Source organism: Pseudomonas sp. D1HM (genome assembly GCF_019266105.1).
Lineage (GTDB): Bacteria > Pseudomonadota > Gammaproteobacteria > Pseudomonadales > Pseudomonadaceae > Aquipseudomonas > Aquipseudomonas taetrolens.
Map to the genome: position 1 here is coordinate 32024 of NZ_LRMN01000014.1, position 26928 is coordinate 58951.

26 protein-coding genes are annotated in these 26928 nt (G+C 54.8%); 6 read left to right on the forward strand and 20 right to left on the reverse strand.

Features of this window, described 5'->3' with window-relative positions; genetic code table 11:
* Nucleotides 1–46: 46 nt before the first annotated feature.
* From AWM69_RS14435 to AWM69_RS14470, 8 genes are all read right to left on the reverse strand, one after another.
* Nucleotides 47–781 (reverse strand): amino acid ABC transporter ATP-binding protein, encoded by a 735-nt coding sequence (locus AWM69_RS14435; protein ID WP_048378045.1) that lies wholly within the window; start codon nt 779–781, stop codon nt 47–49.
* Nucleotides 778–1452, reverse strand: coding sequence for an ABC transporter permease subunit (locus tag AWM69_RS14440; protein ID WP_131652300.1), 675 nt, complete (start codon nt 1450–1452; stop codon nt 778–780). Before AWM69_RS14440 ends, AWM69_RS14435 begins: the two co-directional genes overlap by 4 nt.
* A complete protein-coding gene (locus AWM69_RS14445) occupies nt 1452–2198 on the reverse strand; it encodes an amino acid ABC transporter permease (protein ID WP_048378043.1) in 747 nt (248 codons plus the stop codon). The genes AWM69_RS14440 and AWM69_RS14445 overlap by 1 nt, the downstream gene beginning before the upstream one ends.
* 201 nt (nt 2199–2399) lie before the next feature.
* Entirely contained in the window at nt 2400–3329 is a 930-nt protein-coding gene (locus AWM69_RS14450; protein ID WP_131652301.1) for a glutamate/aspartate ABC transporter substrate-binding protein, read from the reverse strand.
* 380 nt (nt 3330–3709) lie between these two features.
* On the reverse strand, nt 3710–5248 hold the full coding sequence (glpD, locus tag AWM69_RS14455; RefSeq protein ID WP_131652302.1) for a glycerol-3-phosphate dehydrogenase: 1539 nt from the start codon (nt 5246–5248) through the stop codon (nt 3710–3712).
* 248 nt (nt 5249–5496) lie between these two features.
* Nucleotides 5497–6252, reverse strand: a complete 756-nt coding sequence (locus tag AWM69_RS14460) for a DeoR family transcriptional regulator (RefSeq protein WP_131652303.1) — start codon at nt 6250–6252, stop codon at nt 5497–5499.
* A gap of 136 nt (nt 6253–6388) precedes the next feature.
* Nucleotides 6389–7894, reverse strand: a complete 1506-nt coding sequence (gene glpK / locus AWM69_RS14465) for a glycerol kinase GlpK (protein WP_131652304.1) — start codon at nt 7892–7894, stop codon at nt 6389–6391.
* Nucleotides 7895–7983: 89 nt separating this feature from the next.
* Nucleotides 7984–8835: an MIP/aquaporin family protein gene (locus AWM69_RS14470; protein ID WP_131652305.1), complete on the reverse strand. Its 852-nt coding sequence runs from the start codon at nt 8833–8835 to the stop codon at nt 7984–7986.
* Between the two features lie 380 nt (nt 8836–9215).
* Between AWM69_RS14470 and ybaK the strand changes: the two genes are divergently transcribed.
* Nucleotides 9216–9686 (forward strand): Cys-tRNA(Pro) deacylase, encoded by a 471-nt coding sequence (gene ybaK / locus AWM69_RS14475; RefSeq protein WP_218727312.1) that lies wholly within the window; start codon nt 9216–9218, stop codon nt 9684–9686.
* Between the two features lie 62 nt (nt 9687–9748).
* Here the strand turns inward: ybaK and AWM69_RS14480 are convergent, their stop codons facing one another.
* Both AWM69_RS14480 and argF read right to left on the reverse strand, forming a co-directional pair.
* Complete coding sequence (locus AWM69_RS14480; protein WP_131652307.1) at nt 9749–10858, reverse strand: ABC transporter ATP-binding protein; 1110 nt, start codon at nt 10856–10858, stop codon at nt 9749–9751.
* Entirely contained in the window at nt 10855–11775 is a 921-nt protein-coding gene (gene argF, locus AWM69_RS14485) for an ornithine carbamoyltransferase (protein ID WP_048378035.1), read from the reverse strand. Before argF ends, AWM69_RS14480 begins: the two co-directional genes overlap by 4 nt.
* Nucleotides 11776–12237: 462 nt before the next feature.
* Here argF and grxD point away from each other — a divergent pair, with 462 nt between their 5' ends.
* Nucleotides 12238–12579: a Grx4 family monothiol glutaredoxin gene (grxD, locus tag AWM69_RS14490; RefSeq protein ID WP_048378034.1), complete on the forward strand. Its 342-nt coding sequence runs from the start codon at nt 12238–12240 to the stop codon at nt 12577–12579.
* 93 nt (nt 12580–12672) lie between these two features.
* On the opposite strand, the gene bfr is transcribed toward grxD, so the two are convergent.
* The 4 genes from bfr to pyrC form a co-directional block, all read right to left on the reverse strand.
* Nucleotides 12673–13143: a bacterioferritin gene (bfr, locus tag AWM69_RS14495; RefSeq protein ID WP_048378033.1), complete on the reverse strand. Its 471-nt coding sequence runs from the start codon at nt 13141–13143 to the stop codon at nt 12673–12675.
* Between the two features lie 198 nt (nt 13144–13341).
* Nucleotides 13342–13560 (reverse strand): bacterioferritin-associated ferredoxin, encoded by a 219-nt coding sequence (locus tag AWM69_RS14500; protein ID WP_048378032.1) that lies wholly within the window; start codon nt 13558–13560, stop codon nt 13342–13344.
* 227 nt (nt 13561–13787) lie between these two features.
* Entirely contained in the window at nt 13788–14459 is a 672-nt protein-coding gene (gene rnt, locus AWM69_RS14505; protein ID WP_131652308.1) for a ribonuclease T, read from the reverse strand.
* Nucleotides 14456–15502: a dihydroorotase gene (gene pyrC, locus AWM69_RS14510; RefSeq protein WP_131652309.1), complete on the reverse strand. Its 1047-nt coding sequence runs from the start codon at nt 15500–15502 to the stop codon at nt 14456–14458. The genes rnt and pyrC overlap by 4 nt, the downstream gene beginning before the upstream one ends.
* 154 nt (nt 15503–15656) lie before the next feature.
* Between pyrC and AWM69_RS14515 the strand changes: the two genes are divergently transcribed.
* Entirely contained in the window at nt 15657–16562 is a 906-nt protein-coding gene (locus AWM69_RS14515; RefSeq protein WP_218727314.1) for an OmpA family protein, read from the forward strand.
* A gap of 128 nt (nt 16563–16690) precedes the next feature.
* On the forward strand, nt 16691–17908 hold the full coding sequence (locus AWM69_RS14520) for an argininosuccinate synthase (RefSeq protein ID WP_131652310.1): 1218 nt from the start codon (nt 16691–16693) through the stop codon (nt 17906–17908).
* Between the two features lie 75 nt (nt 17909–17983).
* Here the strand turns inward: AWM69_RS14520 and AWM69_RS14525 are convergent, their stop codons facing one another.
* Nucleotides 17984–18760, reverse strand: a complete 777-nt coding sequence (locus tag AWM69_RS14525; RefSeq protein WP_218727316.1) for a hypothetical protein — start codon at nt 18758–18760, stop codon at nt 17984–17986.
* A gap of 1229 nt (nt 18761–19989) precedes the next feature.
* On the opposite strand from AWM69_RS14525, the gene AWM69_RS14530 reads away from it, so the two are divergent.
* On the forward strand, nt 19990–20616 hold the full coding sequence (locus AWM69_RS14530) for a response regulator transcription factor (RefSeq protein ID WP_048359026.1): 627 nt from the start codon (nt 19990–19992) through the stop codon (nt 20614–20616).
* Nucleotides 20617–20703: 87 nt separating this feature from the next.
* On the opposite strand, the gene AWM69_RS14535 is transcribed toward AWM69_RS14530, so the two are convergent.
* The 4 genes from AWM69_RS14535 to metG all read right to left on the reverse strand — a co-directional run bounded on the left by AWM69_RS14535 (nt 20704) and on the right by metG (nt 24959).
* On the reverse strand, nt 20704–20886 hold the full coding sequence (locus tag AWM69_RS14535) for a PA3496 family putative envelope integrity protein (protein WP_048378027.1): 183 nt from the start codon (nt 20884–20886) through the stop codon (nt 20704–20706).
* Nucleotides 20887–20992: 106 nt separating this feature from the next.
* Entirely contained in the window at nt 20993–21631 is a 639-nt protein-coding gene (gene nth, locus AWM69_RS14540; protein ID WP_048378026.1) for an endonuclease III, read from the reverse strand.
* 68 nt (nt 21632–21699) lie between these two features.
* Complete coding sequence (rsxB, locus tag AWM69_RS14545; RefSeq protein ID WP_373274327.1) at nt 21700–22692, reverse strand: electron transport complex subunit RsxB; 993 nt, start codon at nt 22690–22692, stop codon at nt 21700–21702.
* 215 nt (nt 22693–22907) lie between these two features.
* Nucleotides 22908–24959, reverse strand: a complete 2052-nt coding sequence (gene metG / locus AWM69_RS14550) for a methionine--tRNA ligase (protein WP_218727318.1) — start codon at nt 24957–24959, stop codon at nt 22908–22910.
* Nucleotides 24960–25139: 180 nt separating this feature from the next.
* On the opposite strand from metG, the gene apbC reads away from it, so the two are divergent.
* Complete coding sequence (gene apbC / locus AWM69_RS14555; protein ID WP_218727320.1) at nt 25140–26234, forward strand: iron-sulfur cluster carrier protein ApbC; 1095 nt, start codon at nt 25140–25142, stop codon at nt 26232–26234.
* Nucleotides 26235–26396: 162 nt separating this feature from the next.
* Here the strand turns inward: apbC and AWM69_RS14560 are convergent, their stop codons facing one another.
* The gene (locus AWM69_RS14560; RefSeq protein ID WP_002554837.1) at nt 26397–26606 is read right to left on the reverse strand and encodes a cold-shock protein; all 210 of its coding nucleotides are present in this window, start codon (nt 26604–26606) and stop codon (nt 26397–26399) included.
* Nucleotides 26607–26928 lie beyond the last annotated feature (322 nt).

Consider the following 26928-nt stretch of genomic DNA (forward strand, 5'->3'; position numbering starts at 1 on the left):
TTCGGGCCTTGTCGCAGCCTGCGGCAGCGGCTACAGGTGTTGCGCCTTAGTGCTGCAGGATCTTGGAGAGGAAGTTCTGTGCGCGCTCCGAGCGGGCGCTCACGTCGCCGAAGAACTCTTCTTTTTCACAGTCTTCGACGATTTTCCCTTGGTCCATGAAAATCACCCGGTTGGCGACCTTGCGTGCAAAACCCATTTCGTGGGTTACACACATCATGGTCATGCCTTCATGGGCGAGTTGCACCATCACATCCAGTACTTCGTTAACCATTTCCGGGTCGAGTGCCGAGGTCGGTTCGTCAAACAGCATGACGATCGGGTCCATCGCCAGCGCACGGGCAATGGCCACACGTTGCTGCTGCCCGCCCGAAAGCTGGCCCGGGTGCTTGTGGGCGTGAGCCGACAGACCGACGCGCTCCAGCAACTCGAGGCCTTTTTTGGTGGCTTCCTGCTTGCTGCGACCGAGTACCTTGACCTGGGCGATGGTCAGGTTTTCGGTGATGGTCATGTGCGGGAACAGTTCGAAATGCTGAAACACCATGCCGACACGTGAGCGAAGTTTAGGCAGGTTGGTTTTCGGGTCGGCGATCGATGTGCCGTCGACCACGATGTCGCCTTTCTGGAACGGCTCAAGGGCGTTGACACACTTGATCAGGGTCGACTTGCCCGAGCCCGAGGGCCCGCAGACCACAACCACTTCGCCTTTTTTGACGTCAGTGCTGCAATCGGTCAGTACCTGGAAGTCCCCGTACCACTTGTTGATGTTCTTGATCGAGATCATACGGCAAACCTTTTTTGCAGACGCTTGACCAGCAGCGAGGCGGAAAAGCTGATGATGAAATACACCAGACCGGCGAAGATCAGGAACTCGTTGGAGCGTCCGATGATGTCGCCACTGGAGCGCGAAGCATTGAGGAAGTCCACCAGGCCAACGGTATAAACCAGCGAGGTGTCCTGGAACAAAATGATGCTCTGCTGTAACAGCAAAGGCGTCATTTTGCGAAATGCCTGCGGCAGGATGATCAGGCGCATGGCCTGGCCGTAACTCATGCCCAGGGCCTTGGCTGCGCTCATCTGACCCTTGGAAATGGCCTGGACACCTGCCCGTACGATCTCGCAGAAGTAAGCAGCTTCGAACATGACGAAGGCTACCAGACACGACTCAAAGGCACCGATAGGGGTGTCTTCGCCGGTGATCCAGCGCAGTACAAACGGCACCGCGAGGTAAAACCAGGTAATCACCAGCAGTAACGGGATAGAGCGGAAGTAGTTCACATAAGCGCCGGCCAGATTGGCCAGAAGCTTACTTGACGACAAACGCATCAAGGCCAGTATCGTACCGAGTATCACCCCGCCAACAACACCCATGACCATCAGCTTCAAGGTCATGATCATGCCGTTCCACAGGCCCGGAAGGGCGGGAACGATGCCGCTGAAATCGAAGAAGTCCATTATTTGCCCCCCAGAGACATCAGGCCGGGCACTGCGACTTTCTTCTCGATCAGGCGCATCAGCAACATCAGGCTCATGTTCAAGGTGAAGTAGATCAACGTGGCGAGGGTGAAGGCTTCAAACAGGTTGGCGGAAAACTCGGCCGTCTGTTTGGTTTGTGCCAGCAGTTCCATCAAGCCGATCAGAGAGGCCACGGACGAGTTCTTGAATACGTTCAGGAATTCAGAGGTGAGGGGTGGAATGATGATCCGGTAAGCTTGTGGCAGCAGCACGTTCCAGTAAATCTGCGACAGGCTGAAGCCCATTGCGCGGGCCGCGGATTCCTGGCCTCGTGGCAGTGCTTCAATCCCGGTGCGTACTTGCTCGCAGACACGGGCGGCAGTAAACAGTCCCAGGCACACGACAACGCTCAGGTACGCCGAGGTGGTCGGGTTCAGGTCTTGCTTGTACCAGTCCTGCAGGTTTTGCGGCAGTAGATCGGGCACCAGGAAGTACCAGATAAACAGTTGCACCAGCAGCGGCACGTTACGGAAGATTTCGACATAAACCGTGGCGATGCCCGCAATCAGACGGTTCGGCAGGGTGCGCATGACGCCCAGCAGCGAACCCAGCAACAATGCAACGATCCAGGCCACGACAGCGATCGCGATGGTCCAGCCCAAGCCGGAGATAAACCAGTCGAGATAAGTCTCGCTGCCTACGCCGGTGGACTTGAAGAACACGCTCCAGTCCCAGTTGTAATTCATGCAGGGTCTCCCCCTCAGATGGGTCTATAAACAAACACTTGCTTCAGGGAATCCTTTCTCTCCCGACAGGCGCGTCGGGCACACGTCACCCGCTCGACAACCAGCGGTTCGAGTGTTCACTCGTGCAATGAGAAGCCAGTGCAGCAGATGGTCAGGCTCCCGAACGTGGATATTCACGTCCGGGGCCAGAAGTGCCGGGTATCAGGCCTTCTTGTCATCCGCCGGCTTTTCGTCAGCCGCCTTGTCGGTCGGGTTGGCGATCAGCGCCTTGAGCTCGTCGCTCATAGGGAACATCAGGTTCAGGCCTTTAGGCGGGATAGGCGACTGGAACCACTTGTCGTAGGTCTTGTTGATTTCGCCGGACTTGTAATAAGCAACGATGGCGTCATCCACAGCCTTCTTGAAGTCAGGGTCACCTTTGCGAACCATGCAGCCGTAGATTTCGAACGACTGAGGTGTACCGGTCACTGCCCAGTCAGTCGGCTTCTTGGCCTTGGCCATCTCACCGGCCAGCAGGGCGTCGTCCATCATGAACGCGACAGCGCGACCCGACTCAAGCATGTTGAACGCTTCGCCATGGTCCTTGGCCGAGATCACGTTCATGCCCATCTGCTTGTCGGCGTTCATCGACTTGAGGATGCGCTCGGAGGTGGTGCCTGCAGTGGTCACAACGTTCTTGCCTTTGAGGTCAGCGAAGTCCTTGTAAGGCGAGTTCTTTTTGGACAGCAGGCGGGTGCCGATTTCGAAGATACCGACCGAGAAGTCCACTTGCTGCTGGCGCTCTACGTTGTTGGTGGTGGAACCACACTCAACGTCGACTGTGCCGTTTTGCACAAGCGGGATACGGGTTTGAGAGGTGACCAGGTTGTACTTGACCTTGAGGTCGGGCATGTCGAGTTGCTTTTTCAGCCCGTCGACGATTGCCATCTGCACATCATGGGAGTAACCAACCGGCTTGCCGGAAGCATCAGCGATGTAGGAGAACGGAATGGAGGAGTCACGATGCCCAAGGGTGATGGTGCCGGAGTCTTTGATTTTCTTCAGCGTGCCGGTCAGTTCGGCGGCGAATACTGGAGTGCTAATCAGAGCTGCAGCAATAGCTGCGGCCAACAGTTGCGGAACGATACGCATCGGTGTTTCCTCGACATTGTTTTTTTTATTGAGCCCGTTCACGAGCCCTTTTGTACTTCAAATGTCCTAACAGGCTAAACGCACTGTTTAAGCATTCGGCTCTGAGTGTAGAGCATGAGCCGTGCCAGCTTCAGTATTTAAATTCAGGTCGTTGATTTATAAGGGAATTAAGTGATTTTGCGCACGGCGCACAGCGAGAAATAACCCGGAAAGCCGAATCACTGCGGCCTGAGCTGTTCGGAAATCCGAATGAAAAGAAGTGTGACCGGGGTCACAGAATGTTTGCAGGCGCCGGGCTGCCCTGGGGAAGGGCAGCGTTGCTGCTGTGCGGTAATGAAACCGCCAGCATTGCGGGCTCCTGCAACAATACCGAGGTGAGGTTAAGCCGCTTGCACTTTGCGCTGCATGAGGTTCAGCGTGCTCATGTATTGCGCCAGATGCTCCTGTTCTTCTTTGGTAGTAAACAGGCCCAGCTTGGTTCTGCGCCAGAGGATGTCCTGGGCATCGAGGGTCCATTCCTGGCTGCACAGGTAATCGACTTCACGGGTATAAAGGCCGCTGCCGATGTGCTCGCCCATGTCATCGAGACTTTTCACGCCGTCCAGCAAGCGCCATGAACGGCTGCCGTAGGTGATGGCCCAGCGCTTGGCGATCGCCGCATCGAGCCAGCTGTGCTGTAGGCACAGAGCGGCACTCAAGGCCTGGGGTGTGGTCATGTCTTCACCGCCCGGAAGGGCTGCACTGGCCGTCCAGCCGGGTTTCATCTGAGTGAAGTAAGGTGCCAGTTCAGCCAGGGCTGACTCGGCCAGCTTGCGGTAGGTCGTCAGCTTGCCACCAAATACGGACAGCAGTGGTGCCTCGCCCGGGGAGCCGGACAGCGCAAGGGTATAGTCGCGGGTTACGGCTGAAGGGTTGTCGGACTCGTCATTGCACAATGGGCGCACACCGGAATAAGTCCGCAGGATGTCGCTGCGACTGATTTGCTGCTTGAAGTGAGCGTTGACCACGTTCAGCAGGTAGTCGGTCTCTTCTTCAGTGATGCTGACTTTGGCCGGATCGCCAATGTATTCGCGGTCCGTGGTGCCGATGATGGTGAACTGATCCATGTACGGAATAGTGAAGACGATCCGCTGATCTTCGTTCTGCAGGATGAACGCGTTAGGCGCGTCATACATTTTAGGCACGATCAAATGGCTGCCCTGAATCAAGCGGATGCCATAAGGGGAGTCCAGTTTCAGGTCGTCCTTGATGAACTTGGCGACCCAAGGCCCGGCAGCGTTGACCAGTGCCTTGCTGCGTATCGAGAACAGGCTGCCGTCTGCCCGCTCCAGGTTCAATTCCCACAAACCCTTGTTGCGACGAGCACCGATACAGCGGGTCTGGGTGTGAACATGCGCGCCCTTTTCCCGTGCAGCCATAGCATTGAGGACCACCAGTCGTGCGTCATCGACCCAGCAATCCGAGTACTCGAAGCCTTTGGTGATCGCTGGCTTCAGCGGGCTGTCTGCACCAAATTTGAGGCTGGTAGAGCCCGCCAGTTTTTCGCGCTTGCCCAAGTGGTCATACAGGAACAGGCCGGCACGGATCATCCACGCGGGGCGCAGGTGCGGGCGATGCGGCAAGACAAAGCGCATGGGCTTAACAATGTGCGGTGCTTTTGCCAGCAGTACTTCGCGCTCGGCCAATGCTTCGCGCACAAGACGGAACTCATAATGTTCAAGGTAGCGCAGGCCGCCGTGAATCAGTTTGCTGCTGGCTGATGATGTATGGCTGGCCAGATCATCCTTTTCGCACAGGAAGACCGACAACCCGCGACCTGCAGCATCTGCCGCGATTCCGACGCCATTAATTCCGCCACCAATCACGGCAACGTCGTAGACCTCAGCGAGGGGAGTGGCAGGCAAGGTGCTCAGGGTCATTTAGGGGGCCTCGCGTCTGTGCGCATATTTGAATTCGAACATTAATGTTCATTTTCGAAAATAGTAGCCCATAAAGACGCGCGTATCCACCCTCGGGCGATTGAAAAAACTCATCGAAAGGTGACTAAAGGAAGATTTACGAACATTCTGCGGGTAAGGGTACTGCTGCCGCGCCAGGTTGCGAAGCAGCCCCTGCAGTTTTGTGTGCTTTTGTCCCGGTCGCTGACAGCTGCAGCAGGGGCGGGTGCTTAAACCACTTCGAGGCGAATCTTGTTCTGGGCCAGCAATTGCGCCAGTTCAGGGACTGGCGGCTGGTCGGTCACCAGGCAATCGATCAGGCTGATCGGCCCCAGGCGAACCATTGCGTTGCGCCCGAATTTACTTGAGTCAGCGGCAAGTATGACTTGTCGGGCGTTGGCGATGATGGCCTGAGAAACGCGTACTTCTTGATAGTCAAAGTCCAGCAGGCTGCCGTCGGAATCGATACCGCTGATGCCTACCAAGGCGAAGTCGAACTTGAACTGGTTGATGAAGTCGACACTGGCCTGACCCACAATACCGCCATCGCGACGTACGTTGCCCCCCGCTATCAGCACTTCGAAATCGTCCTTGGCGCTCAGGATCGATGCCACATGCAGATTGTTGGTGATGATTTTCAGGTGATTGTGGTTGAGCAATGCCCGTGCAATCGATTCGGTGGTGGTACCGATGTTGATGAAAATAGAGGCGTGATCAGGAATTTGCAGGGCAATGGCTTCGCCAATACGGCGTTTTTCATCGCGCATCTGGTCAGCCCGCATGGCGTAGGCCGTATTTTCAACGCTGGAGTCATAGGCCGCGCCACCGTGATAGCGACGCAACAGGTCGGCTTCAGCCAACAGGTTGATATCGCGACGGATGGTCTGCGGTGTTACGACGAACAACTGAGCCATTTCCTCGATGCTGACATAGCCGCGTTCGCGTACGAGTTCGAGGATCTGCTGTTGGCGTGGAGGCAGATTCATGGAGTTTCCTTTGGGCGGCGAAGCAAATTCGCCCATGATGCCGCAGGAAAGCGCTGCCTGCTACTTGCAGGTGCCATGAACCGTGAATGTGACAGCGGGCGCCATGGGCGCCCGCTGCGGTTATTGCCCTGAGTGATTAATTGTTCTCGTCATGGGGAGCCCAGTCACGGGTACGGCTCACGGCCTTTTTCCAGCCGGCATAGAGTTTCTCTTTGCTGGCTTCCTCAAGGGCCGGTTCGAACTCACGTTCGATCACGGCCTTGCCGCGCAGCTCTTCCAGGCTGCCCCAGAAACCACAGGCCAGGCCGGCCAGGTATGCAGCGCCCAAGGCTGTGGTCTCGCGCATTTGCGGGCGTTCGACCATGGTGCCAAGGATGTCCGCCTGAAACTGCATGAGGAAATTGTTGGCTACGGCTCCGCCGTCAACGCGCAAGGCTTTGAGGCGTTCGCCCGAATCTTGTTGCATTGCATCCAGTACATCGCGGGTCTGGTAGGCAATCGACTCGAGCGCTGCACGAATGATGTGATCCACGCGTACGCCGCGGGTCAGGCCAAACAATGCCCCACGGGCATACGGATCCCAGTACGGAGCGCCCAGGCCGGTAAATGCTGGCACCAGGTACACGCCGTTGCTGTCTTTTACCTTGCCGGCGAAATATTCGGTGTCATGAGCGTCGTTGATAATTTTCAACTCGTCACGCAGCCATTGAACGGTGGAGCCGCCGTTGAAGACTGCGCCTTCCAACGCGTAGGCAACTTCTCCGCCAGGACCGCAGGCAATGGTGGTCAGCATCCCGTGTGTTGATTTGACGGCTTTTGTACCGGTGTTCATCAGCAGGAAGCAGCCAGTGCCATAGGTGTTCTTGGCCTGGCCGGGTTCGACACACATTTGTCCAAACAGCGCGGCTTGCTGGTCACCGGCAATACCGCCGATGGCGATGCCGCTTTTGGTATGGCCGTATATTTCCGAGGACGATTTGACCTCCGGCAGCATTTCGCGCGGGATATCCAGTACTTCCAGCATCTTGGAGTCCCACTCCAGGGTGTGGATGTTGAAGAGCATGGTGCGTGAGGCATTGGTGTAATCGGTGACATGGGTTTTGCCGCCGGTAAATTTCCAGATCAACCAGCTGTCGACGGTGCCGAACAGCAGCTCGCCGTTACGGGCGCGCTCACGGCTGCCTTCAACGTTGTCGAGGATCCACTTCAGCTTGGTGCCGGAGAAGTACGGATCGGTAACCAGGCCTGTGGTGTCGCTGATGTATTGCTCATGGCCATCACGCTTGAGTTGCTCGCAGATCTCGGTACTGCGTCGGCATTGCCAGACAATCGCGTTATAAATCGGACGGCCGCTGATCTTGTCCCAGACCACGGTGGTTTCGCGCTGGTTGGTGATACCGATGGCGGCAACCTGATCGTGGTGCAGGCCGGCTTGTGCCAGTGCCTCAACCATAACGGCGCTCTGGGTGGCGAAAATTTCCATCGGGTCATGCTCAACCCAGCCGGCTTGCGGGTAATGCTGCTGGAACTCGCGCTGTGCGGTGCATACCACGTTGGCGTCACGATCAAAGATGATCGCTCGCGAACTGGTGGTGCCCTGGTCGAGAGCAATGATGTAATTCTTATTCTGAATATCGGTCATGGGATTGCCTTGCAGAATTAAGTAGTGGGTTCAGGGCGCGAGAAAGGTAGCGGGCAGTGGTCTCGTGCGCCCCGTTTCAAAAGTCAGTGTCAGGAAGTCCGGGTTTTCACTTCAGTGCAGGCTTGGTCAGCCGTTGCCACTGATTCAGCATCAGGTAAATGGCGAGCGATCAACCCGCGGTAAACGGCTGCACCCAGGCAAGCCCCCACGATCGGTGCAATGATCGGAATCAGGAAATAAGGAATCTCACGGGCGCCTGTAAACGAGACTTCACCCCAGCCAGCAAAGAACGTCATCAGTTTAGGTCCGAAATCACGTGCAGGGTTCATCGCAAAGCCTGTCAGCGGGCCCATCGAGCTGCCAATTACGGCAATCAGCAAGCCTATCAGCAACGGCGCCAATGGGCCGCGGGGCAGTCCGTTCTTGTCATCGGTCAGCGCCATGATCACGCCCATCAGGATGGCGGTGATCACCATTTCGACGAGGAAGGCCTGCAAGGTCGAGAGTGCCGGGTGTGGATAGGTCGAAAACACGGACGCCAATTCGAGGCTGGCCTGACTGCCGCGCACCATTTGATGCGTTTGTTCGTAATCGAAGAATAGATTGCTGTAAAGCGTGTAAACCAACGCGGCTGCGCAGAAGGCGCCGGCGACCTGGGCGAGGATATAGAAGGGCAATTTGCGCTTTTCGAAATCGGTGAAAAGGCAGAGCGCAATACTCACTGCCGGATTCAGATGCGCACCTGAAACACCGGCTGTCAGGTAGATGGCCATGCTGACGCCAATGCCCCAGATGATGCTGATTTCCCACAAGCCAAAGCTGGCGCCTGCCACCTTGAGCGCTGCAACACAACCTGTACCGAAGAAGATCAGCAATGCAGTGCCTAGAAACTCCGCCATGCACTGGCCGTAAAGGGTGGGATGATGCGATGCAGTCGTCATTCTGAAACCTCGTTTTTGTTATTTTTTAGACGGTGTGGGTCTGGGGCCATGGAGTTGCGCAAACGCTGGAAAGGGTAAATTCCGGTTTTCAATATGCGCGGACAGATAAACAGGTTACGAACAGATATATTCAGATTCGAAAAAATATAGACAAGAAACACTGCTGTCAAAGGTCGAAAGTGAACGGGCATTCACATTCTGACTTTTGACGGAGGTTTTGGTGCTGGTTTTTCTGTAAGGAAAAACTACAAATTGGTAGGAGGGCGTTTAACGTTTCAGCTGGTTTTTTGGCCGAAAGACCCGCCCCAGCGCCTTTTCATGGGCTAATGCCCTAGAATTGCCCCTCGGTTTTCTATATTCACTTCGCGACTGGAACTGACATGACGCCTGCATTGGACCTGCTGAAAAAAGTTCGCGCCGAACATCGCGTTCATAGCTATGAACATGATCCCAAATCAGCTTCTTATGGCTTGGAAGCCGCAGAGAAGCTTGGTCTTGAGCCTGCCCGAGTGTTCAAGACGCTGCTGGCCTGCTCTGAAAAGGGCGAATTGCTGGTGGCTGTCGTACCGGTCGTCGGAAGCCTTGATTTGAAGGCACTGGCGCACGTGGCTGGAGTGAAGAAAGTCGAGATGGCTGACCCGATGGCGGCACAGCGCGCCACAGGTTATTTGCTGGGAGGGATTAGCCCTTTGGGCCAAAAGAAGCGCCTGCGCACTTTTATTGATCAGAGTGCGCTGGGGTTTGCGAGTGTTTTTGTCAGCGCCGGGCGACGCGGACTGGAAGTGGAGCTGGCGGCAGGCGTTCTGTCTGAGCACACACAGGCGGCGTTTGCTGAAATAGGTCGAGCCTGAGCTGCGATCGTCCGCAGCAGCTGCCACACGGGTTTATGGCAACTGCTACGGGAGCCGGTGTTTCAACTGGCGGCGCTGAAACGTCTGACACCGGTTTCGGTGTGAGGAATCTGCGCTGCCTTGCTGCCGCTGGTTTGAAACATCACCAGATGCTCGGCGGCTACGCTGATACCCACTTCCGCACCTGGCAAATGATCGGCATGGCTGGGGAAAATCGATTCCAGCTGGCTGCCAGTCGGCAATTGCAGGCGGTAGAGGGTTGAAGCGCCGAGGAAGGTCTTGCCGATGATCCGCGCTTTCAAATCGCTATTGGGGGCGTAGACGATATCGTCTGGACGAAGCAGTACATCGACTGCGCCACCGGTAGGCCATGTATAAGCCCGATTCCCGCGCAACACGCCCAATTCGGTTTGCACTGATTCAGGAGTCAGCAGTTGGCCTCTAATGAAGTAGCCCTGGCCAATAAAGCTCGCTACGTACGGCGTAAGCGGCTCGTGGTAGAGGTTGTAGGGCGTATCCCACTGCTCCAGACGACCTTCCTTGAATACACCGACGTGGTCGCTGACGGCGAAGGCCTCTTCCTGGTCGTGCGTGACCAGAATTGCGCTGGTGCCACGGGCCTTCAGGATTTCCCGAACTTCATGGCTCAATTTGCGACGCAACTCTCCATCGAGGTTGGAAAATGGCTCGTCGAGTAACAGCAACTGTGGCTCTGGCGCGAGGGCGCGGGCCAAAGCCACTCGCTGCTGCTGACCGCCGGACAGCTCATGGGGAAAGCGTTTGCCGAGGTTCTTGAGGTTGACCAGCTCAAGCAGCTCCTCGGTCACGCGCTCTTTGTCCGGATGCTTGCGAATGCCGAACGCTATGTTGTCTGCCACGCTCAGGTGCGGGAAGAGGGCATAGTCCTGAAACACCATGCCAATGCGACGCTTCTCGGGTGCCAGCGTGAAGCCGGCACTGGAGATGACTTCGCCTGCAAGCTGAATCTCGCCCTGATGCACCGGCTCAAAACCGGCAATGGCCCGCAGCGTCGTGGTTTTACCGCACCCTGAAGAGCCCAGCAGGCAGCCGATATCGCCGGCGTTGAGGTGCAGATTGAGATTTTGCACCACGCTCTGGCCTTGGTATCCACAGGCCAGATCGCGGAGGTTTAGCAATAGAGGCTGACTCATGCGTGGTGATACGCCGGTTGGACCAGGAATTCGAGCAGCGCTTTTTGCGCGTGCAAGCGGTTTTCGGCTTGATCCCATGCAACGGAGCGCGGGTCATCCAGCAGGTCGAGGCTGATTTCTTCGCCCCGGTGAGCCGGCAGGCAATGCATGAACAGCACGTTTTCTGCTGCGAGGTCGAGCAGGGCGCGGTTGACCTGATACGGCGCGAACAGCTTCAGGCGTTTGGCCGTTTCTTCTTCCTGACCCATGGACGTCCAGACGTCGGTGCTCACCAGGTGGGCGCCTCGTACGGCTTCACCCGGATCGCGCACGATGGTGACGCGATCGCCCGCCAGGGCAACAAACTCAGCATTGGGCTCATAGCCTTCAGGGCAGGCAATGCGCAGCTGGAAGTCGAACTGGATAGCCGCTTCTATGTAGCTGTTGCACATGTTGTTGCCGTCACCGATCCAGGCGACTGTCTTGCCCTTGATCGAGCCGCGATGCTCAAGGAAGGTCTGCATGTCCGCCAGCAACTGGCAAGGGTGCAGATCGTCTGACAAGCCATTGATCACCGGTACGCGGGAGTTGGCGGCGAATTCGGTTAGCGTGCTGTGGGCGAAGGTGCGGATCATTACCGCATCGAGCATGCGTGACATCACAATCGCGCAGTCGCCAATAGGTTCGCCCCGGCCGAGCTGAGTATCGCGTGGCGACAGGAAAATAGCCTGGCCGCCCAGCTGGATCATGCCCGCTTCAAAGGACAGGCGTGTCCGGGTCGATGATTTTTCGAAAATCATGCCCAGTACACGGTTTTTAAGGGGTTCGAAGAGAACGCCGCGATGACGCAGGTCCTTTAGCTCGATACCGCGACGAATCACGCTGACTAGCTCTTCGGGCGTGCAATCCATCAGGGAGAGAAAGTGCCTTGCGCTCATCATTAACTACCTTTTTTGCAACGACCGCAGATGCTCAAAGCCTGGTTTTACGGAAAAACGGGCGAGACCTGCGGCGAAAGCCGCACGGGGCGACGAAATAGGAGAAGGCGCGATCTTATAAGGAAATGTCGCGTCTTGCCAATAAGGGTCACGAGTTTAGAGGTCAGAGCGAGTCTTGCGCTGCATGAGCGCGGCTAAAACCACCGTTCAGTGATTTGCCTTACCTCAGCTGCTCATTTGTACACTGCACGTACGTTGCTTGGCAATTCGGCGTGCGCAGGGGAGGGACTGTCACAGGGGGACGGTTCTGCAGGCAGGCCCGTGGGGCGGGCTTGCATGCTTGATTCAGGCGTAAGGATTCAGACTATTGTCTGTCGGGGAGACCGAGCGTCATGCTCGGCTTTCCGTTACAATGCGCCACCGTGCCGACAACTGAGTCGGAAAGTTCAGCCGAGGTGCTCCATGGATATCATCGAAACTATTAAAGAACAGATTGCTAACAACACCATTCTGCTCTACATGAAAGGCTCCCCAAACGCCCCGCAGTGTGGCTTTTCGGCTAAAGCTGCTCAGGCCGTCATGGGCTGTGGCGAAAAGTTCGCTTACGTGGACATTCTGCAAAATCCAGAAATTCGCGCCAATCTGCCGAAATACGCTAACTGGCCAACGTTCCCACAGCTGTGGGTTGCTGGTGAACTGGTTGGCGGCAGCGACATCATGGCTGAAATGGCTGCAGACGGTTCCTTGCAGGCATTGATCAAAGACGCTGCAGAGAAAGCCGCTGCCGCAAAGGCTGATGCCTGATCGGTACGCAGTTGTAATTTCCTTATAGAAGTTACAGTGCATAAAAAAGCCCCGCTTCTGAAGATCAGAGCGGGGCTTTTTAGTGGGCGTTAGTTACTCACCCATCTGCGACTGCAGGTAATTCTCAATACCTACTTTATCGATCAGGCCCAACTGAGTTTCCAGCCAGTCGATATGTTCTTCTTCGGACTCAAGAATATCTTCGAGCAGTTCACGGCTGCCAAAGTCCCCAACAACTTCGCAATGGGCAATAGCGGCTTTGAGATCAGCGTGGCCGGTCTTTTCAATGCGCAGGTCGCACTCGAGCATTTCTTTGGTGTGCTCGCCAATATGTAGCTTGCCCAGGTCTTGCACGTTAGGCAGGCCTTCAAGAAACAGAATGCGCTTGATCAGTTTGTCCGCGTGCTTCATCTCGTCGATGGACTCGTGGTACTCGTGAGCCCCCAATTTCTCCAGGCCCCAGTCCTGATACATGCGGGCATGCAGGAAGTACTGGTTGATAGCGACCAGCTCGTTGCCGAGAATTTTATTGAGGTGCTGGATGACTGAAATATCGCCTTTCATGGCTTGAGCCTGCCTTAATTAACCGTATATAAAGCAGAGTTTGAGCCGCACACTTACGACTGTCAAACCTAAGTGTTTGAATAATAAATGAAAATTAATCGGAATAAGAATGTTTGTGTTCCGCGTCTAGGGCGTAAGCACTTGAAATATGGGCATAAAAAAACCGGACATTAAGTCCGGCTCTTTAAAACGGGTGAATCAGGCGACCGAAAATTCTGCCGGATAGCTCATCACCGTCTGGCTGGCTTGTAGCGAAGACAGCGTTTCGCGCACCACTTGTTTGGCTAGGCAGGCACATTTGCCGCATTGGCTGGCAACACCGGTCGCTTCGCGGACTTCGCGATAGCTGCAGCAACCGTCGTAGATTGCGTCGCGGATTTTTCCATCGGTGACGCCAGTGCAAAGGCAAACGTACATAAATAAGAACCATCGCTGGTTGGGATTCAATGCCTTGGATCTTAATGTTAACGAGAATGATTGTCAAAGTGCATTGGGTCTTGATTGCGCTTCGTCTGACACCTGCTGACGAACGGTCTGGGGCACCTTTCTACCGGGCTGCCGTCGGCGACCGATTGTTGCGGGTATAAAAAAACCGGACCCAAGGGCCCGGCTTTTATGTAGCGCAGAAAGGGTAAACGACAGGATCAGTCGTTGAAGTCTTTCCAGCCGCCCATTTGCTTCCAGCGGTTAACGATACCGCAGAACAGTTCGGCGGTTTTTTCAGTGTCGTAGCGGGCCGAGTGAGCTTCGCGTCCGTCAAAATCGATATCAGCGGTCTGGCATGCCTTTGCCAGTACGGTTTGACCGTAAGCCAGGCCCGCGAGGGTGGCGGTATCGAAGCTTGAGAACGGATGAAACGGATTACGCTTCATGTCGAGGCGTGCAACCGCGGCGTTGAGGAAGCCCAGGTCGAAACTGCTGTTATGCCCCACCAGAATGGCACGCTTGCAGCCATTGGCTTTCAATGCCTTGCGTACGCCGCGGAAGATGTCGGTCAACGCCGTTTCTTCACTGACCGCCATGCGCAGTGGGTGATCCAGCTTGATCCCGGTGAATTCCAGTGCTGCGGCTTCGATGTTGGCGCCTTCAAAAGGCTCAACACGATGGAAGTAGGTGTGTTCCGGGAACACAAAGCCTCTCTCGTCCATGCCGATGGTGACAGCCGCGATTTCCAGAAGTGCATCAGTGGCGCAGTTGAAGCCGCCGGTTTCAACGTCGATTACGACCGGCAGATAGCCGCGAAAACGCTCGGCCATCGGGTGGCGTGGGCCGCCATGACCGCCTTCGTGTTCGTCATCAAAATGGTCGTCACTCACAGTTGTTCCTCCAGCAGGCGCCAGCGCAGTTTTTCACCGGCGCGCAGCGGAATTACATTCAGCTCGCCGAAAGGCAGGCTGGCAGGGGCGGTCCACTCCTGGCGAACCAGGGTGATGTGTTCAGTGCTGGCAGGCAGCCCATAGAAGCGAGGGCCGTTCAAACTGGCAAAGGCTTCCAGTTTGTCCAGCGCATTGCGTTGCTCGAAGGCTTCAGCGTACATCTCAATGGCCGCATAGGCGGTATAGCAACCGGCACAGCCACAAGCAGCTTCCTTGGCGTGCTGGGCGTGCGGAGCCGAGTCGGTGCCAAGGAAGAACTTTTCGCTGCCGCTGGTGGCCGCATCCAGCAGGGCTTCCTGGTGGGTGTTGCGCTTGAGGATCGGCAGGCAATAGAAGTGCGGGCGAATGCCGCCCACCAACATGTGATTGCGGTTGTAAAGCAAGTGATGAGCCGTGATGGTTGCGCCCACATTGGCCGAAGCCTCAGTGACGAACTGCACCGCATCTGCGGTGGTGATGTGCTCAAAGACAACCTTCAGGGTCGGGAAGCGTTCCACGACACGACGCATGTGCTCGTCGATGAAGATTTTCTCGCGATCAAACACATCCACGTTGGCGCGGGTGACTTCGCCGTGTATCAGTAATGGCATACCGACTTCGGCCATGGCTTCGAGGACCGGGAAGATCGCATCGATGCTGGTGACACCAGAGTCGGAATTGGTCGTTGCTCCAGCCGGATACAGCTTGGCAGCATGGACGAAGCCGCTGGCCTTGGCCGTGCGAATGTCCTCTGGCTGGGTTCGGTCAGTGAGGTACAGCACCATCAACGGCTCGAAACGGCTACCAGCCGGGCGAGCCGCCAGAATGCGTTGGCGGTAGGCATCGGCTTCGGCTGCATTACGCACCGGAGGTACCAGGTTAGGCATGATGATGGCGCGGCCAAAGGTGCGCGCAACATCCGCGACAGTGTGAGGCAACACAGCACCATCGCGAAGATGTATATGCCAGTCGTCGGGACGCAGCAGGGTCAGGCGGTCAGACATTGGGGATTCCAGGCGGGTCAAACTGATGTGAATGCTACCGGAAAAGACTCTCTCAGGCACTCGCTATCAAGTTTTGTAGCGGCTAACCGATATATCCAGGGTATGCCGTAACCGGCTGACTGATTTTTTGCAGTACAAGCCTGTGGAGCCTCCCGTGCGCCAGTGTTATCTCATTCTGCTCGGTCTGTTTACCTGCCTGCCTGCCATGGCCCTGACTTTTCAGACGCGACTGGAGAGTGTTGAGTGGAAGGTTGAAGGCGATCCGTTCGAGTGTCGTCTGATTCAGCCCATTACCGATTTCGGTTCTGGAGCCTTCGTGCGTCGCGCCGGTGAGCAAGCTGTTTTCCGACTGAATGCCTACAACTCAATGCTGGGAGAAGGCTCCGCGACCCTATTGGCAGCAGCTGCGCCCTGGCAGCCGGGGCGGGGTGACATAAGTTTGGGGGCTGTGCGCATCGGTCGGGGTCATGTGCTGTTCAATAGCTCTCAAAGTCAGGCCGGCGGGTTATTTCGCGGTCTGCTGGAGGGGAGAAGTCCAGTGGTCAGGCATTCATCCCGCGAAGGCCATGTGTCGGAGGTGCGTCTTTTACCGGTGAAATTTCGGCAAGCGTATGCCGATTACCAAGCCTGCACCGTCAAGCTGCTTCCCAGGAATTTTGAACAGGTGCGGCAAAGCCGGATCGGTTTTCCGGGTAGCGGAACCGAACTGGACGCTCAGGCCCGGAACAGTCTGCAAGGGGTGGTGGACTACTTGAAGGCAGATCCGACGGTCAATCACGTCTTTCTTGATGGCTATTCGGACAATACAGGCAATCGTTTGACCAATCGCGAGCTGTCACGGCGTCGAGCGTTAGCCGTTATGGATTACTTCAAGGAAAATGGCCTGCAAGAGTCACAGATCACACTGCGGTTTCATGGGGAGCAATACCCCTTGGCAGCGAACACCAGCGCTGCGAATCGTGCGAAAAACCGTCGTGTCAGCGTGCGGCTTGAGCGCCTTCCAGTGCCTGAAAAATCAGTTCCGGTAACCAGCGCAACCTCCTCTTCAGACGTACGCTAAAAAACCTGCATGAGTCGCGCCTTTGAAACTAACTGTCGCTTTGTCGTCTTAAGCTGTCGCGCCTCTGTAAATTAATACACTTGAGCGGTAGACTGTTCGGCTTTTCGAACAACCCGTGGAGTGATGGCATGGCGGACGTAAACAAGGTCGTTCTGGCTTATTCGGGCGGCCTGGACACTTCGGTGATCCTTAAGTGGCTGCAGGATACTTATAACTGTGAAGTCGTGACCTTCACCGCTGACCTCGGTCAGGGCGAAGAGGTCGAACCTGCACGCGCCAAGGCGCAAGCCATGGGCGTCAAGGAAATCTACATTGATGACCTGCGCGAAGAGTTTGTTCGTGACTTCGTCTTCCCGATGTTCCGTGCCAACACCGTTTACGAAGGTGAGTACCTGCTGGGTACTTCCATCGCACGTCCGCTGATTGCCAAACGTCTGATTGAAATCGCCAACGAAACCGGTGCCGATGCCATTTCCCACGGCGCTACCGGCAAAGGTAACGATCAGGTTCGCTTCGAGCTCGGTGCCTATGCGCTGAAACCAGGGGTCAAAGTGATCGCTCCTTGGCGTGAGTGGGACTTGCTCTCGCGTGAAAAACTGATGGATTACGCTGAAAAGCACGGCATCCCGATCGAGCGTCATGGCAAGAAAAAATCCCCGTACTCGATGGATGCCAACTTGCTGCATATCTCTTACGAGGGCGGCGTACTGGAAGATACCTGGACCGAGCACGAAGAAGACATGTGGCGCTGGACCAAGTCGCCAGAGGACGCGCCTAACACGCCGACCTACCTGGAACTGACTTATCGCAATGGCGATATCGTTGCACTGGATGGCGTCGAAATGACTCCGGCTACGGTATTGGCCACATTGAACCGTATCGGCGGTGAGAACGGCATCGGTCGCCTCGACATCGTTGAGAACCGTTATGTCGGGATGAAGTCCCGCGGTTGCTACGAAACCCCGGGCGGCACCATCATGCTGCGTGCTCACCGTGCCATTGAGTCCATCACTCTGGACCGTGAAGTCGCTCACCTGAAAGACGAGTTGATGCCCAAGTACGCCAGTCTGATTTACACCGGCTACTGGTGGAGCCCTGAGCGCCTCATGCTGCAACAAATGATTGATGCTTCTCAGGCACATGTTAACGGTGTTGTTCGCCTGAAACTGTACAAGGGTAATGTCATTGTTACCGGTCGTAAGTCTGATGAATCGTTGTTTGATGCCAATATTGCAACGTTCGAAGAAGATGGCGGCGCCTACAATCAGGAAGATGCAGCAGGCTTCATCAAGTTGAATGCCTTGCGCATGCGCATTGCGGCGAACAAAGGCCGTAAGTTGTTCTAACACTCGCGCGTCTTAAAAACCCCGGCCTTTCGCCGGGGTTTTTTTTGATTTAAAAAGGGGTATGGCTCATAGCGCTCAGGGTGAACGTAATCTATTCAACTGCCGGGTTTCGATATTGTATGTCAGTACCGTCGCGTGACCGAATAGTGCAGCGCTCTTATGTTTGCTCATGGTGGTGTATTGAAGGCAGGTTTCAACTTCGGCCGCTGTGTCGGCGAGCAAAAGAATAAGGTCGTTTTTGTGAGTGCTGTTTTTAGGCTGTTGGCTCAGTTTAAAGTGATTGCGCAGTACATCACTTAACGTGTTCTTGGGTGTCAGTTGCCAGGCGGTGTCGTTCAGGTCGATCAGGTGAAAGTGTTTAAATACGGTGGCTTCGGTTCGGGTATTGGACACCAGGGGCAGGCTGAAGGGCGTATTGTCTGCGCATGTCGGAGCCTTCAAGTCAGGGGGGCTGTATTTGGGGGGCTGGGGCAGAAATATATAACGCAGAGGGGGGCATGAGTTGAATTTAATACCGGGCTGAGAAAACAGGCTGGAAGGGGGCAAGTCGGTGTGGGTGCTTGACACTGCAATGGCCTGATCCGGGTAAGCCGCATTGGAAGTTGGCACGGCCAGAGTGACTCTCTCCTTGGACAGGTCAGCCGGGGTATAAAGGGTTTTATTGTTAAAATTAAGCGTCAGAAAGAACAGGGTGATCAAGAACGAAGGGAATACGATAAGAAACCAAACGTATATTTTCTGATTTTCACTGTCGATATAGGGCAGCGAGGCTGCTGCAGAGGCCTCGGTCAGCATTGAGAAAATAGCGATAACCGTGAGCGGGTTGTTGATGTTGATTTTGTTTTTGATCATGGCATGACCTATCGATGAGGTATTTTATTTCAGTGGGATATCCGCGTCGTGCACGAAAAATGACAAATAATATTTAAATAATGTTTTTTTGGTGTGAGTCCGTGCTGTACCTGTTGTCGGTTTACAGCACGGCTCCGCCTGGAATACGGCCCGATGCGAAGGGTTTCCAGTAAAGTTAGACCCCGGATTTTAAGTGTGCAAATAAAATGTATCGATTGCTCATTGATTATGTGGGCGAGCTGACTGTTTTTCAGATGTATTACTTTCTGTGTAGGAACTGGGCCGTGAAATGATGATGCCATGTATTAGGTGTTATTAAGTTTTTGGTGTAGGGCGCTGTAAAGAAAGTCGGTGCTGGTTGGTCGCTGAAAATGAGTGCGGTACTTGCTGAATTATTGTGAGTGAAACGTTGTTTTTTGGAAGGGGGGCGGCGACCTGAAGTTTGAAGGTCAGGCTTTTAGTGTTTGGCATCTTGTTTTCAGGTGATTTCCGAATGTCGTGTAGTCTTCTTCTTTAAGTACGAAATGGTAATATTTTTTTCTGGAAACAGAGTAGATTTTCAGCGTAATGCTTTGTGAGTTTAATAAATCTGTAATGAAGCTATGTTTTTTGTGGCTGAAAGTGTGATCTTTTTTAAAGGGAGGTGGTAATTTACATATGTCGTCTGTAAGGTTTCGGTTGTGGGATAAAGGCAGTGGAATAAAGTCCATTAGTTATTGGAGGTGTCAGATTAGTATCATGCGTTCTGCGGAATGATCATGTAGTAGTGACGCATTTTGAGTTCTGTATTGTTTGCTGAAGCTGATTTTCCTTCGAACTTCGTAGGTTTTTTCGAGAGAAGAGAGGAGGTAAGCCTGAAAGAAGAGCGGGTTGTGGCCCGTAGGAGTCATGTGCTGTATTGACTGTTAAATAAAACTTGCTTCCGGGCGTTTCGGGGTAAGTCAGAGCGTTTCTTTTGGGGTGTATAAAGTTATTACCAATATTTACTAAGGTTGCGAGTGGAGTGTTGGCAGTTCTGTTCTGGACGCTCTCGTTTGCGGGTCTCTTAACGAGAAGGTGTGGCGCGGCTTGATCTCTGTGAGTGATTTTTTTGTAAGGTAAATCTTTTTTATCTGTAGGAAATGTCTTTGCTTGTTAGTGCTTGGGGGGGGGCACTATGCCCAGGGTGTTGTGACTAGGCTATTGTGCTGACTCTAAAATTCGAACAGCGAAAAAAATTGGAATTTCCCATGAATAAAGTGCTGATCGTGGATGATCATCCTGTAATTCGTCTTGCCGTTCGTATGCTCATGGAGCGACATGGCTATGAAGTTATCGCCGAGACGGACAATGGTGTGGATGCTTTGCAACTTGCGCGTGAGCATGCGCCAGATATTGTTATTTTGGATATAGGTATACCCAAACTGGACGGGCTTGAAGTGATTGCGCGACTTTCAACGCCTGCAGTACCGATTAAAGTGCTGGTGCTGACTTCGCAAGCACCCGGTCATTTTTCCATGCGGTGCATGCAGGCGGGTGCCGCAGGCTATGTATGCAAACAGCAGGATTTGACGGAGCTGTTGAGTGCCATCAAGGCCGTACTTTCAGGTTACAGCTACTTTCCCAATCAGGCGCTTCATTCGGTGCGTTCCAGTCTGGGCAATGCGAGTGAGGCCGATATGGTCAACCGCCTTTCGGGGCGCGAGATGATGGTACTGCAGCAACTGGCGCGCGGTAAAAGCAATAAGGAAATAGCCGATGGCATGTTTTTGAGCAATAAAACGGTCAGTACCTACAAGACACGGCTGCTATTGAAACTTAATGCCCGTTCGCTGGTGGATCTGATCGAGCTTGCACAGCGTAATGGCCTGGTATGAGGAGGTGCCAGCGGGTGACTGAAACCCAGTGGTCCCTGAAAACAAAAAGCCTCCGATAAAGGAGGCTTTTGATAATCCGGGCCGATCTTAAAGATCGTAACCATAGTCTTCCAGCTCTTTTCTGAGCCGTTTTTCTTCCAGGAGAGCGTCGATGGTCCGGCGCTTGGCCAAATTGGTTTTGGCCACCTCAATTACAGGCTCTACGATCTCTTCCTGATCGGCCGTCGTAAAATCTTCTTCTACTTCCAGTTCTTCTTTGCCAGTGCTCATTCAGTTCACTCCAGGCTAAGACAGTCAATGGCGCCCCTTATAGCGATAATCGCTGCGCGGGTAAAAAAGATTTTCTCAATCGATCAGCCCATAAGATCTCTATTACTCAATCGTCAGAGGTTTTTTCCTTGAAATCGCACAGGTCTTCTATGCGGCAGCTTCCGCAACGTGGCTTGCGGGCCTGGCATACGTAGCGACCATGCAGGATGAGCCAATGGTGGGCATCCAGCAGGTAGGGCTTGGGTACGAACTTCATGAGTTGCTTTTCGACCTCCACGACATTTTTTCCAGGCGCGATTCCAGTACGGTTGCTGACTCTGAAAATGTGCGTATCAACGGCCATCGTCAGTTGCCTGAATGCTGTATTTAGCACCACATTTGCCGTTTTTCGTCCCACACCAGGAAGTGCTTCAAGGGCTTCTCGTGTTTGCGGAACTTGACTGTCATGCCGCTCAATCAGTAGACGACACGCCTCAATGACATTTTTGGCCTTGCTGTTATACAGACCAATGGTCTTGATGTACGCCGACAGCCCCTCTACACCCAGAGCGTAGATGGCTTCTGGGGTATTGGCGACAGGAAACAGTTTAGCCATCGCCTTGTTGACGCTGACGTCAGTGGCCTGGGCAGACAAAATCACAGCAATCAATAGCTCGAAAGGCGAGGAATAGGCCAGTTCGGTTTTTGGCTCTGGATTGTCTTCGTGAAACCGACGAAATATTTCAAGACGTTTTGCTGCATTCATGGGTAAAAACGTTTCCTGGATAGCAGTCCGTTAAACGGCGATGAGCGTGAATTGCGCTCGAAAACGTATCAGGCTTCAGATTGCTCTAAAGCACTCAGCGTCAATTCGGCCGCTGTAACTGCATCATTCAATAGGGCCAGTTCCGCGCTGGATTGCGCTTGAGAACTGGCTTTTTTCAGTTCGGCGCGACGCATGGCAAGCTGGATTTTGGCGCGCTTGAGCTCTGCGTTATTGATAACGGGGGCTGGCGCAGAAACCTCGCTGGCACTCTCCAGTTTAGCGAGTGCTCGTTCCGCGGACTCGAACTGTTCTTGAAGCACGACCAATTGGGCTTGCTGTGGACGGGTTGGCGGATGACCAAACGCCTTGAGCGATTTGTTCAATTGAGCGCGAGCCATGGCCAGTGTGACTTTAGCTTTTTTTAACGCTGCATCGTTGGGATTGGCTACGACAAGGGGCATCTCCTCTACGTTTTTCGACGTATCGGCCACTGCTGCAGTTCGCTGGGTGCGCGCCAAGCGTTCTGCGAGCCTTTGCTGTTCCTCATGGTTCAAACGCTGCGTGCGGCGCTCGTAACGGTTGCGGGCATGATCCCTTTTTTGTGTACGCGCCTGAAATTGTTCTGCTTCATGAGCAAGTCCGCCGACGACCGCGATCACGTTGTCAGGCAATGGCCGCATTTCTATGCAGTCGACAGGGCAGGGGGCGATACAAAGGTCACAGCCCGTGCACTCATCAATGATGACGGTATGCATGAGCTTGGCCGCACCGAGAATGGCATCGATCGGACATGCCTGGATGCATTTGGTACAGCCAATGCATTCGGCCTCTCGAATATAGGCCACTTGGGGCGGAGCAGTGCCGCGCTCTGTATCAAGCGCCACTACCGGGATTTTCAGCAGGCTGGCCAGCGCCGAGATGGTTTCAGCGCCTCCAGGCGGGCATTTGTTGATGGCTTCGCCTTGAGCAATACCTTGCGCATAGGGTTTGCAGCCGGGATGGCCGCATTTTCCGCATTGGGTTTGCGGCAATAAAGCATCAATACGTTGGATCAGGCTCATGGTGTGATTAGTCCAGCGACAGCGAGCCGCACCCGGGCGACATTCATCATGCGCGGTGATTAATGAGGGTGTGGCAATAAAGCGTGAGTGTCAGGTCAGTCATGATCGATACGGTCAGGCGAACGAAGCTGATTATCCGACAAGGCAAGAAGGGCGGCTACTGAATGAGCAGCCCCGCATGCCCTGAGGGGCACGAGGGGCTGTCAGAAGTGGTGTTACTTGATGCGTTGACCTGGTTTGGCGCCGCTGTCCGGGCTCAGCAGGTAAATCTCTTCACCTCCAGGACCAGCAGCCATCACCATGCCTTCAGAGATGCCAAAACGCATTTTGCGCGGCTTAAGGTTGGCAATCATCATGGTCAGACGGCCTTCAAGCTCTGCCGGGTTCGGGTAGGCGCTTTTGATGCCCGAAAACACATTGCGTTGCTCGTCACCGATATCCAGTGTCAAACGCAGCAGCTTGTCTGCACCTTCAACCGCTTCTGCCTTGAGAATCAGTGCGACACGCAGGTCAACTGCGGCGAAGGCATCAAAGTCGATTTCTGCTGCCAGCGGTTCTTTTACCAGCTCGCCATTGCCTTGAGGGGCTGCGGCGTTGGTGTCGGTCTGGCTGGCAACCAGGTCTTCTTTGGAAGCGTCGGTCATGGCTTGTACTTTTACCGGGTCGATGCGGGTCATCAGCGGCTTGAATGCGTTCAACTGATGGTTGCTCAGCAACGTGCCGTGATCGTTCCAGGTCAAGGGCGCGACATTGAGGAACGCCTCGGCATCGGCTGCGAGCAGAGGCAATACCGGCTTGAGGAAGATGATCAACTGACGGAACAGGTTGATGCCAAGGGCGCAGACTGCCTGGACTTCGTCCTGCTTGCCTTCTTGCTTGGCCATTGCCCAAGGCGCTTTCTCGGCGATCCAGGCATTGGCGCGGTCGGCCAGTGCCATGATTTCACGCATGGCGCGAGCGAAGTCACGCGCTTCGTACGCATCGGCAATGCTCGGTGCTGCCGCGAGGAACGCATCGGTCAGTTCTGGCGCGGCATTGCCTTCGACCATGACCCCGGCGTTGCCCTTGTGAATGAAGCCTGCACAACGGCTGGCAATGTTCACGACTTTACCGACCAGGTCCGAGTTGACCTTCTGCACGAAGTCTTCCAGGTTCAGGTCCAGGTCATCGACGCCACGGCCCAGTTTTGAGGCGTAGTAGTAGCGCAGGTATTCCGGCGACAAATGATCCAGATAAGTGCGGGCCTTGATAAAGGTGCCGCGGGATTTGGACATTTTCTGGCCGTTGACGGTCAGGTAGCCGTGGACGTTGATCGCTGTTGGCTTGCGGTAGCCGGCGCCTTCGAGCATGGCTGGCCAGAACAGGGCGTGGAAGTTCACGATGTCCTTGCCGATGAAATGATACAGCTCGGCGGTGGAGTCTTTGGCCCAGTACGCATCGAAGTCCAGCTCCGGGCGACGGGCGCAGAGATTCTTGAAGCTGGCCATGTAGCCGATCGGCGCGTCCAGCCAGACATAGAAGTACTTGCCTGGTGCGTCCGGGATTTCGAAGCCGAAGTACGGCGCATCACGGGAGATATCCCATTGTTGCAAGCCCGCGTCCAGCCATTCGGCAATCTTGTTGGCCACGGCATCTTGCAAGGCGCCGCTACGGGTCCAGCTCTTGAGCATGGCGTCGAAGTCGGGCAGCTTGAAGAAGAAGTGTTCGGAGTCCTTGAGGACAGGCGTGGCACCCGAGATCGCGGATTTCGGATTTTTCAGATCAGTGGGGGCGTAGGTGGCGCCGCACTTTTCGCAGTTGTCACCGTATTGATCATCAGTGCCGCATTTCGGGCATGTACCCTTGATGAAGCGGTCGGCCAGGAACATTTTCTTTTCCGGGTCGAAGTACTGGGTGATCGAACGGGTAGCGATATGGCCCGCTTCGCGCAGCTTGATGTAGATCGCACTCGACAGCTCACGGTTTTCTTCGGCGTGGGTCGAATGGAAGTTATCGAAGTCGACGAGGAACTCGGCAAAGTCGGCGCTGTGTTCAGCCTGGACGTTGGCGATCAGTTGCTCCGGGGTGATGCCTTCTTTTTCGGCGCGCAACATGATTGCCGAGCCGTGGGCGTCGTCTGCGCAGACATAAGTGCACTGATGACCGCGATGCTTCTGGAAGCGCACCCACATATCGGTCTGGATGTACTCAAGCATATGGCCAAGGTGAATTGAACCATTGGCATAGGGCAGGGCGCTGGTGACGAGGATCTTGCGTGGCTCGGACATGGGGCTCGGCTACTTGATGAGACGGTGGTCGGCCACTATAAAGCGCCGGACGATATATTTCACCCAGTGGGTGTATATCTGATCGTTTACGCGGCGGTTGATCGGCTCAAAAGCCTGCTGTCCGCGGTTTATTACAGGTACGATAGCGACCTGTTTTACTCAGTCTTTCGGGAGTTGCCCATGAGCGCAGTCAATCGCGCAGCGGTGGAGGCCGTCCTTCGCCAATACACCGACCCTTATTTGAATCAGGATCCGGTCAGCGCCGGATGCGTGAAAAGCATTGAGATCGAGGGCGCGCGGGTTAGCGTCCAGCTTGAGCTGGGTTATGCCGCCGGTCTGTTCAAGGGGGGCTGGGCGCAAATGCTGCAAATGGCCCTCGAGAACATGGATGGCGTGACTTCGGCCAAGGTCGAGGTCAGCTGCGTGATTGCTGCGCATAAGGCGCAGGCGCAAATCCCGGGGCTGGCCAATGTGAAAAACATTGTGGCAGTTGCTTCCGGTAAAGGTGGCGTAGGCAAGTCCACCACGGCCGCGAACCTGGCCCTGGCGCTGGCCCGTGAGGGCGCGCGGGTCGGGATACTTGACGCCGATATCTATGGGCCGAGTCAGGGTGTGATGTTTGGTATCGCTGAGGGCACACGGCCGAAAATTCGTGACCAGAAGTGGTTCGTGCCAATTGAGGCCCATGGCGTTGAAGTCATGTCGATGGCATTTTTGACGGACGATAATACGCCGATGGTCTGGCGCGGCCCGATGGTGTCTGGGGCGCTTTTGCAGCTGGTGACGCAAACGGCCTGGAATGATCTGGACTATCTGATCATCGATATGCCGCCTGGCACGGGTGACATTCAGCTCACACTTGCGCAAAAAGTTCCGGTAACCGGTTCGGTGATCGTCACCACGCCACAGGATCTGGCATTGCTGGATGCGCGCAAGGGTGTCGAGATGTTCCGCAAGGTGAACATTCCGGTGTTGGGTGTTGTAGAAAACATGGCGGTACACATTTGCTCAAATTGCGGGCACGCCGAGCATCTGTTTGGCGAGGGCGGTGGCGAGAAGCTGGCGACGCAATACGGCGTTGAAGTACTGGCTTCGTTGCCGCTGTCGATGGAAATCCGCGAGCAGGCCGATAATGGCAAGCCAACAGCGGTTGCTGATCCCGACAGTCCGATTGCGTTGATCTATCAGGAACTGGCCCGTCAGGTGGGAGCGCGTATTGTCATGCACGAAGCGGCTTCACAGGCCATGCCGACGATTACCACTAGCGACGACTGATACGTAAAGATTGCGGCTGTGGCGTTATCTGTAGCCGCTGTCGAGGTGCGAGGCTGTGATGGGTTTGATTGTCGCCGCCACGTACATCGTCAGCAGCTACATTATTGCGGACATAAAAAAACCCCGCTTTAAGGGCGGGGTTTTTTACTGGATCAGTACAAGTTAGATAACTTGAACTTCCTCAGCTTGCATGCCTTTCTGACCGCGAGTAGCGATGAAAGAAACCTGTTGGCCTTCTTTCAGGCTTTTGAAGCCGTCGGACTGGATTGCTTTGAAGTGAACAAACAGGTCGTCACCGGATTGTGGAGTGATGAAGCCGAAGCCTTTTTCATCGTTGAACCACTTAACGGTACCAGTTTGGCGATTAGACATGGTGTAACTCCTTGAACAAAGATAACTGCGACGCAGGAAAAGCCCTGGCCGAGACTGAGTGCAAAGAGCAGGAAAAATTCTTGGAGATGGTTGGATCGAAATTCAACATATCGTGTAGAGATTCTCAGTGACACAAGCAGCACAGTGGCGCCACCTTAACGCTTTTTTCCGAACGTGCAAAGGGTCTTTGCGAAGGTTTATCTAAAAACGTGACTGACGGTTGCCCTTAGAGCCTGTATTCACGGTCTCTACAGCTATTTTCGATAAATTTGCCCCAGCCTTTTGAACCGGGGCCGCAGCCCCGGTAAGATGCCCAACAGAA

What these genes read in the sequence shown, in the direction of transcription:
- argF (WP_048378035.1), bottom strand. Translation starts at nt 11,775, where the DNA reads ATGAGCGCAAGGCACTTTCTCTCCCTGATGGATTGCACGCCCGAAGAG.
- AWM69_RS14560 (WP_002554837.1), bottom strand. Translation starts at nt 26,606, where the DNA reads ATGTCTAATCGCCAAACTGGTACCGTTAAGTGGTTCAACGATGAAAAA.
- AWM69_RS14450 (WP_131652301.1), bottom strand. Translation starts at nt 3,329, where the DNA reads ATGCGTATCGTTCCGCAACTGTTGGCCGCAGCTATTGCTGCAGCTCTG.
- ybaK (WP_218727312.1), top strand. Translation starts at nt 9,216, where the DNA reads ATGACGCCTGCATTGGACCTGCTGAAAAAAGTTCGCGCCGAACATCGC.
- nth (WP_048378026.1), bottom strand. Translation starts at nt 21,631, where the DNA reads ATGAATGCAGCAAAACGTCTTGAAATATTTCGTCGGTTTCACGAAGAC.
- AWM69_RS14440 (WP_131652300.1), bottom strand. Translation starts at nt 1,452, where the DNA reads ATGGACTTCTTCGATTTCAGCGGCATCGTTCCCGCCCTTCCGGGCCTG.
- AWM69_RS14435 (WP_048378045.1), bottom strand. Translation starts at nt 781, where the DNA reads ATGATCTCGATCAAGAACATCAACAAGTGGTACGGGGACTTCCAGGTA.
- AWM69_RS14535 (WP_048378027.1), bottom strand. Translation starts at nt 20,886, where the DNA reads ATGAGCACTGGCAAAGAAGAACTGGAAGTAGAAGAAGATTTTACGACG.
- rsxB (WP_373274327.1), bottom strand. Translation starts at nt 22,692, where the DNA reads ATGAGCCTGATCCAACGTATTGATGCTTTATTGCCGCAAACCCAATGC.
- glpD (WP_131652302.1), bottom strand. Translation starts at nt 5,248, where the DNA reads ATGACCCTGAGCACCTTGCCTGCCACTCCCCTCGCTGAGGTCTACGAC.
- grxD (WP_048378034.1), top strand. Translation starts at nt 12,238, where the DNA reads ATGGATATCATCGAAACTATTAAAGAACAGATTGCTAACAACACCATT.
- AWM69_RS14480 (WP_131652307.1), bottom strand. Translation starts at nt 10,858, where the DNA reads ATGAGTCAGCCTCTATTGCTAAACCTCCGCGATCTGGCCTGTGGATAC.
- glpK (WP_131652304.1), bottom strand. Translation starts at nt 7,894, where the DNA reads ATGACCGATATTCAGAATAAGAATTACATCATTGCTCTCGACCAGGGC.
- AWM69_RS14520 (WP_131652310.1), top strand. Translation starts at nt 16,691, where the DNA reads ATGGCGGACGTAAACAAGGTCGTTCTGGCTTATTCGGGCGGCCTGGAC.
- AWM69_RS14460 (WP_131652303.1), bottom strand. Translation starts at nt 6,252, where the DNA reads ATGAATCTGCCTCCACGCCAACAGCAGATCCTCGAACTCGTACGCGAA.
- AWM69_RS14445 (WP_048378043.1), bottom strand. Translation starts at nt 2,198, where the DNA reads ATGAATTACAACTGGGACTGGAGCGTGTTCTTCAAGTCCACCGGCGTA.
- AWM69_RS14525 (WP_218727316.1), bottom strand. Translation starts at nt 18,760, where the DNA reads ATGATCAAAAACAAAATCAACATCAACAACCCGCTCACGGTTATCGCT.
- AWM69_RS14500 (WP_048378032.1), bottom strand. Translation starts at nt 13,560, where the DNA reads ATGTACGTTTGCCTTTGCACTGGCGTCACCGATGGAAAAATCCGCGAC.
- AWM69_RS14470 (WP_131652305.1), bottom strand. Translation starts at nt 8,835, where the DNA reads ATGACGACTGCATCGCATCATCCCACCCTTTACGGCCAGTGCATGGCG.
- apbC (WP_218727320.1), top strand. Translation starts at nt 25,140, where the DNA reads ATGAGCGCAGTCAATCGCGCAGCGGTGGAGGCCGTCCTTCGCCAATAC.
- pyrC (WP_131652309.1), bottom strand. Translation starts at nt 15,502, where the DNA reads ATGTCTGACCGCCTGACCCTGCTGCGTCCCGACGACTGGCATATACAT.
- AWM69_RS14530 (WP_048359026.1), top strand. Translation starts at nt 19,990, where the DNA reads ATGAATAAAGTGCTGATCGTGGATGATCATCCTGTAATTCGTCTTGCC.
- bfr (WP_048378033.1), bottom strand. Translation starts at nt 13,143, where the DNA reads ATGAAAGGCGATATTTCAGTCATCCAGCACCTCAATAAAATTCTCGGC.
- metG (WP_218727318.1), bottom strand. Translation starts at nt 24,959, where the DNA reads ATGTCCGAGCCACGCAAGATCCTCGTCACCAGCGCCCTGCCCTATGCC.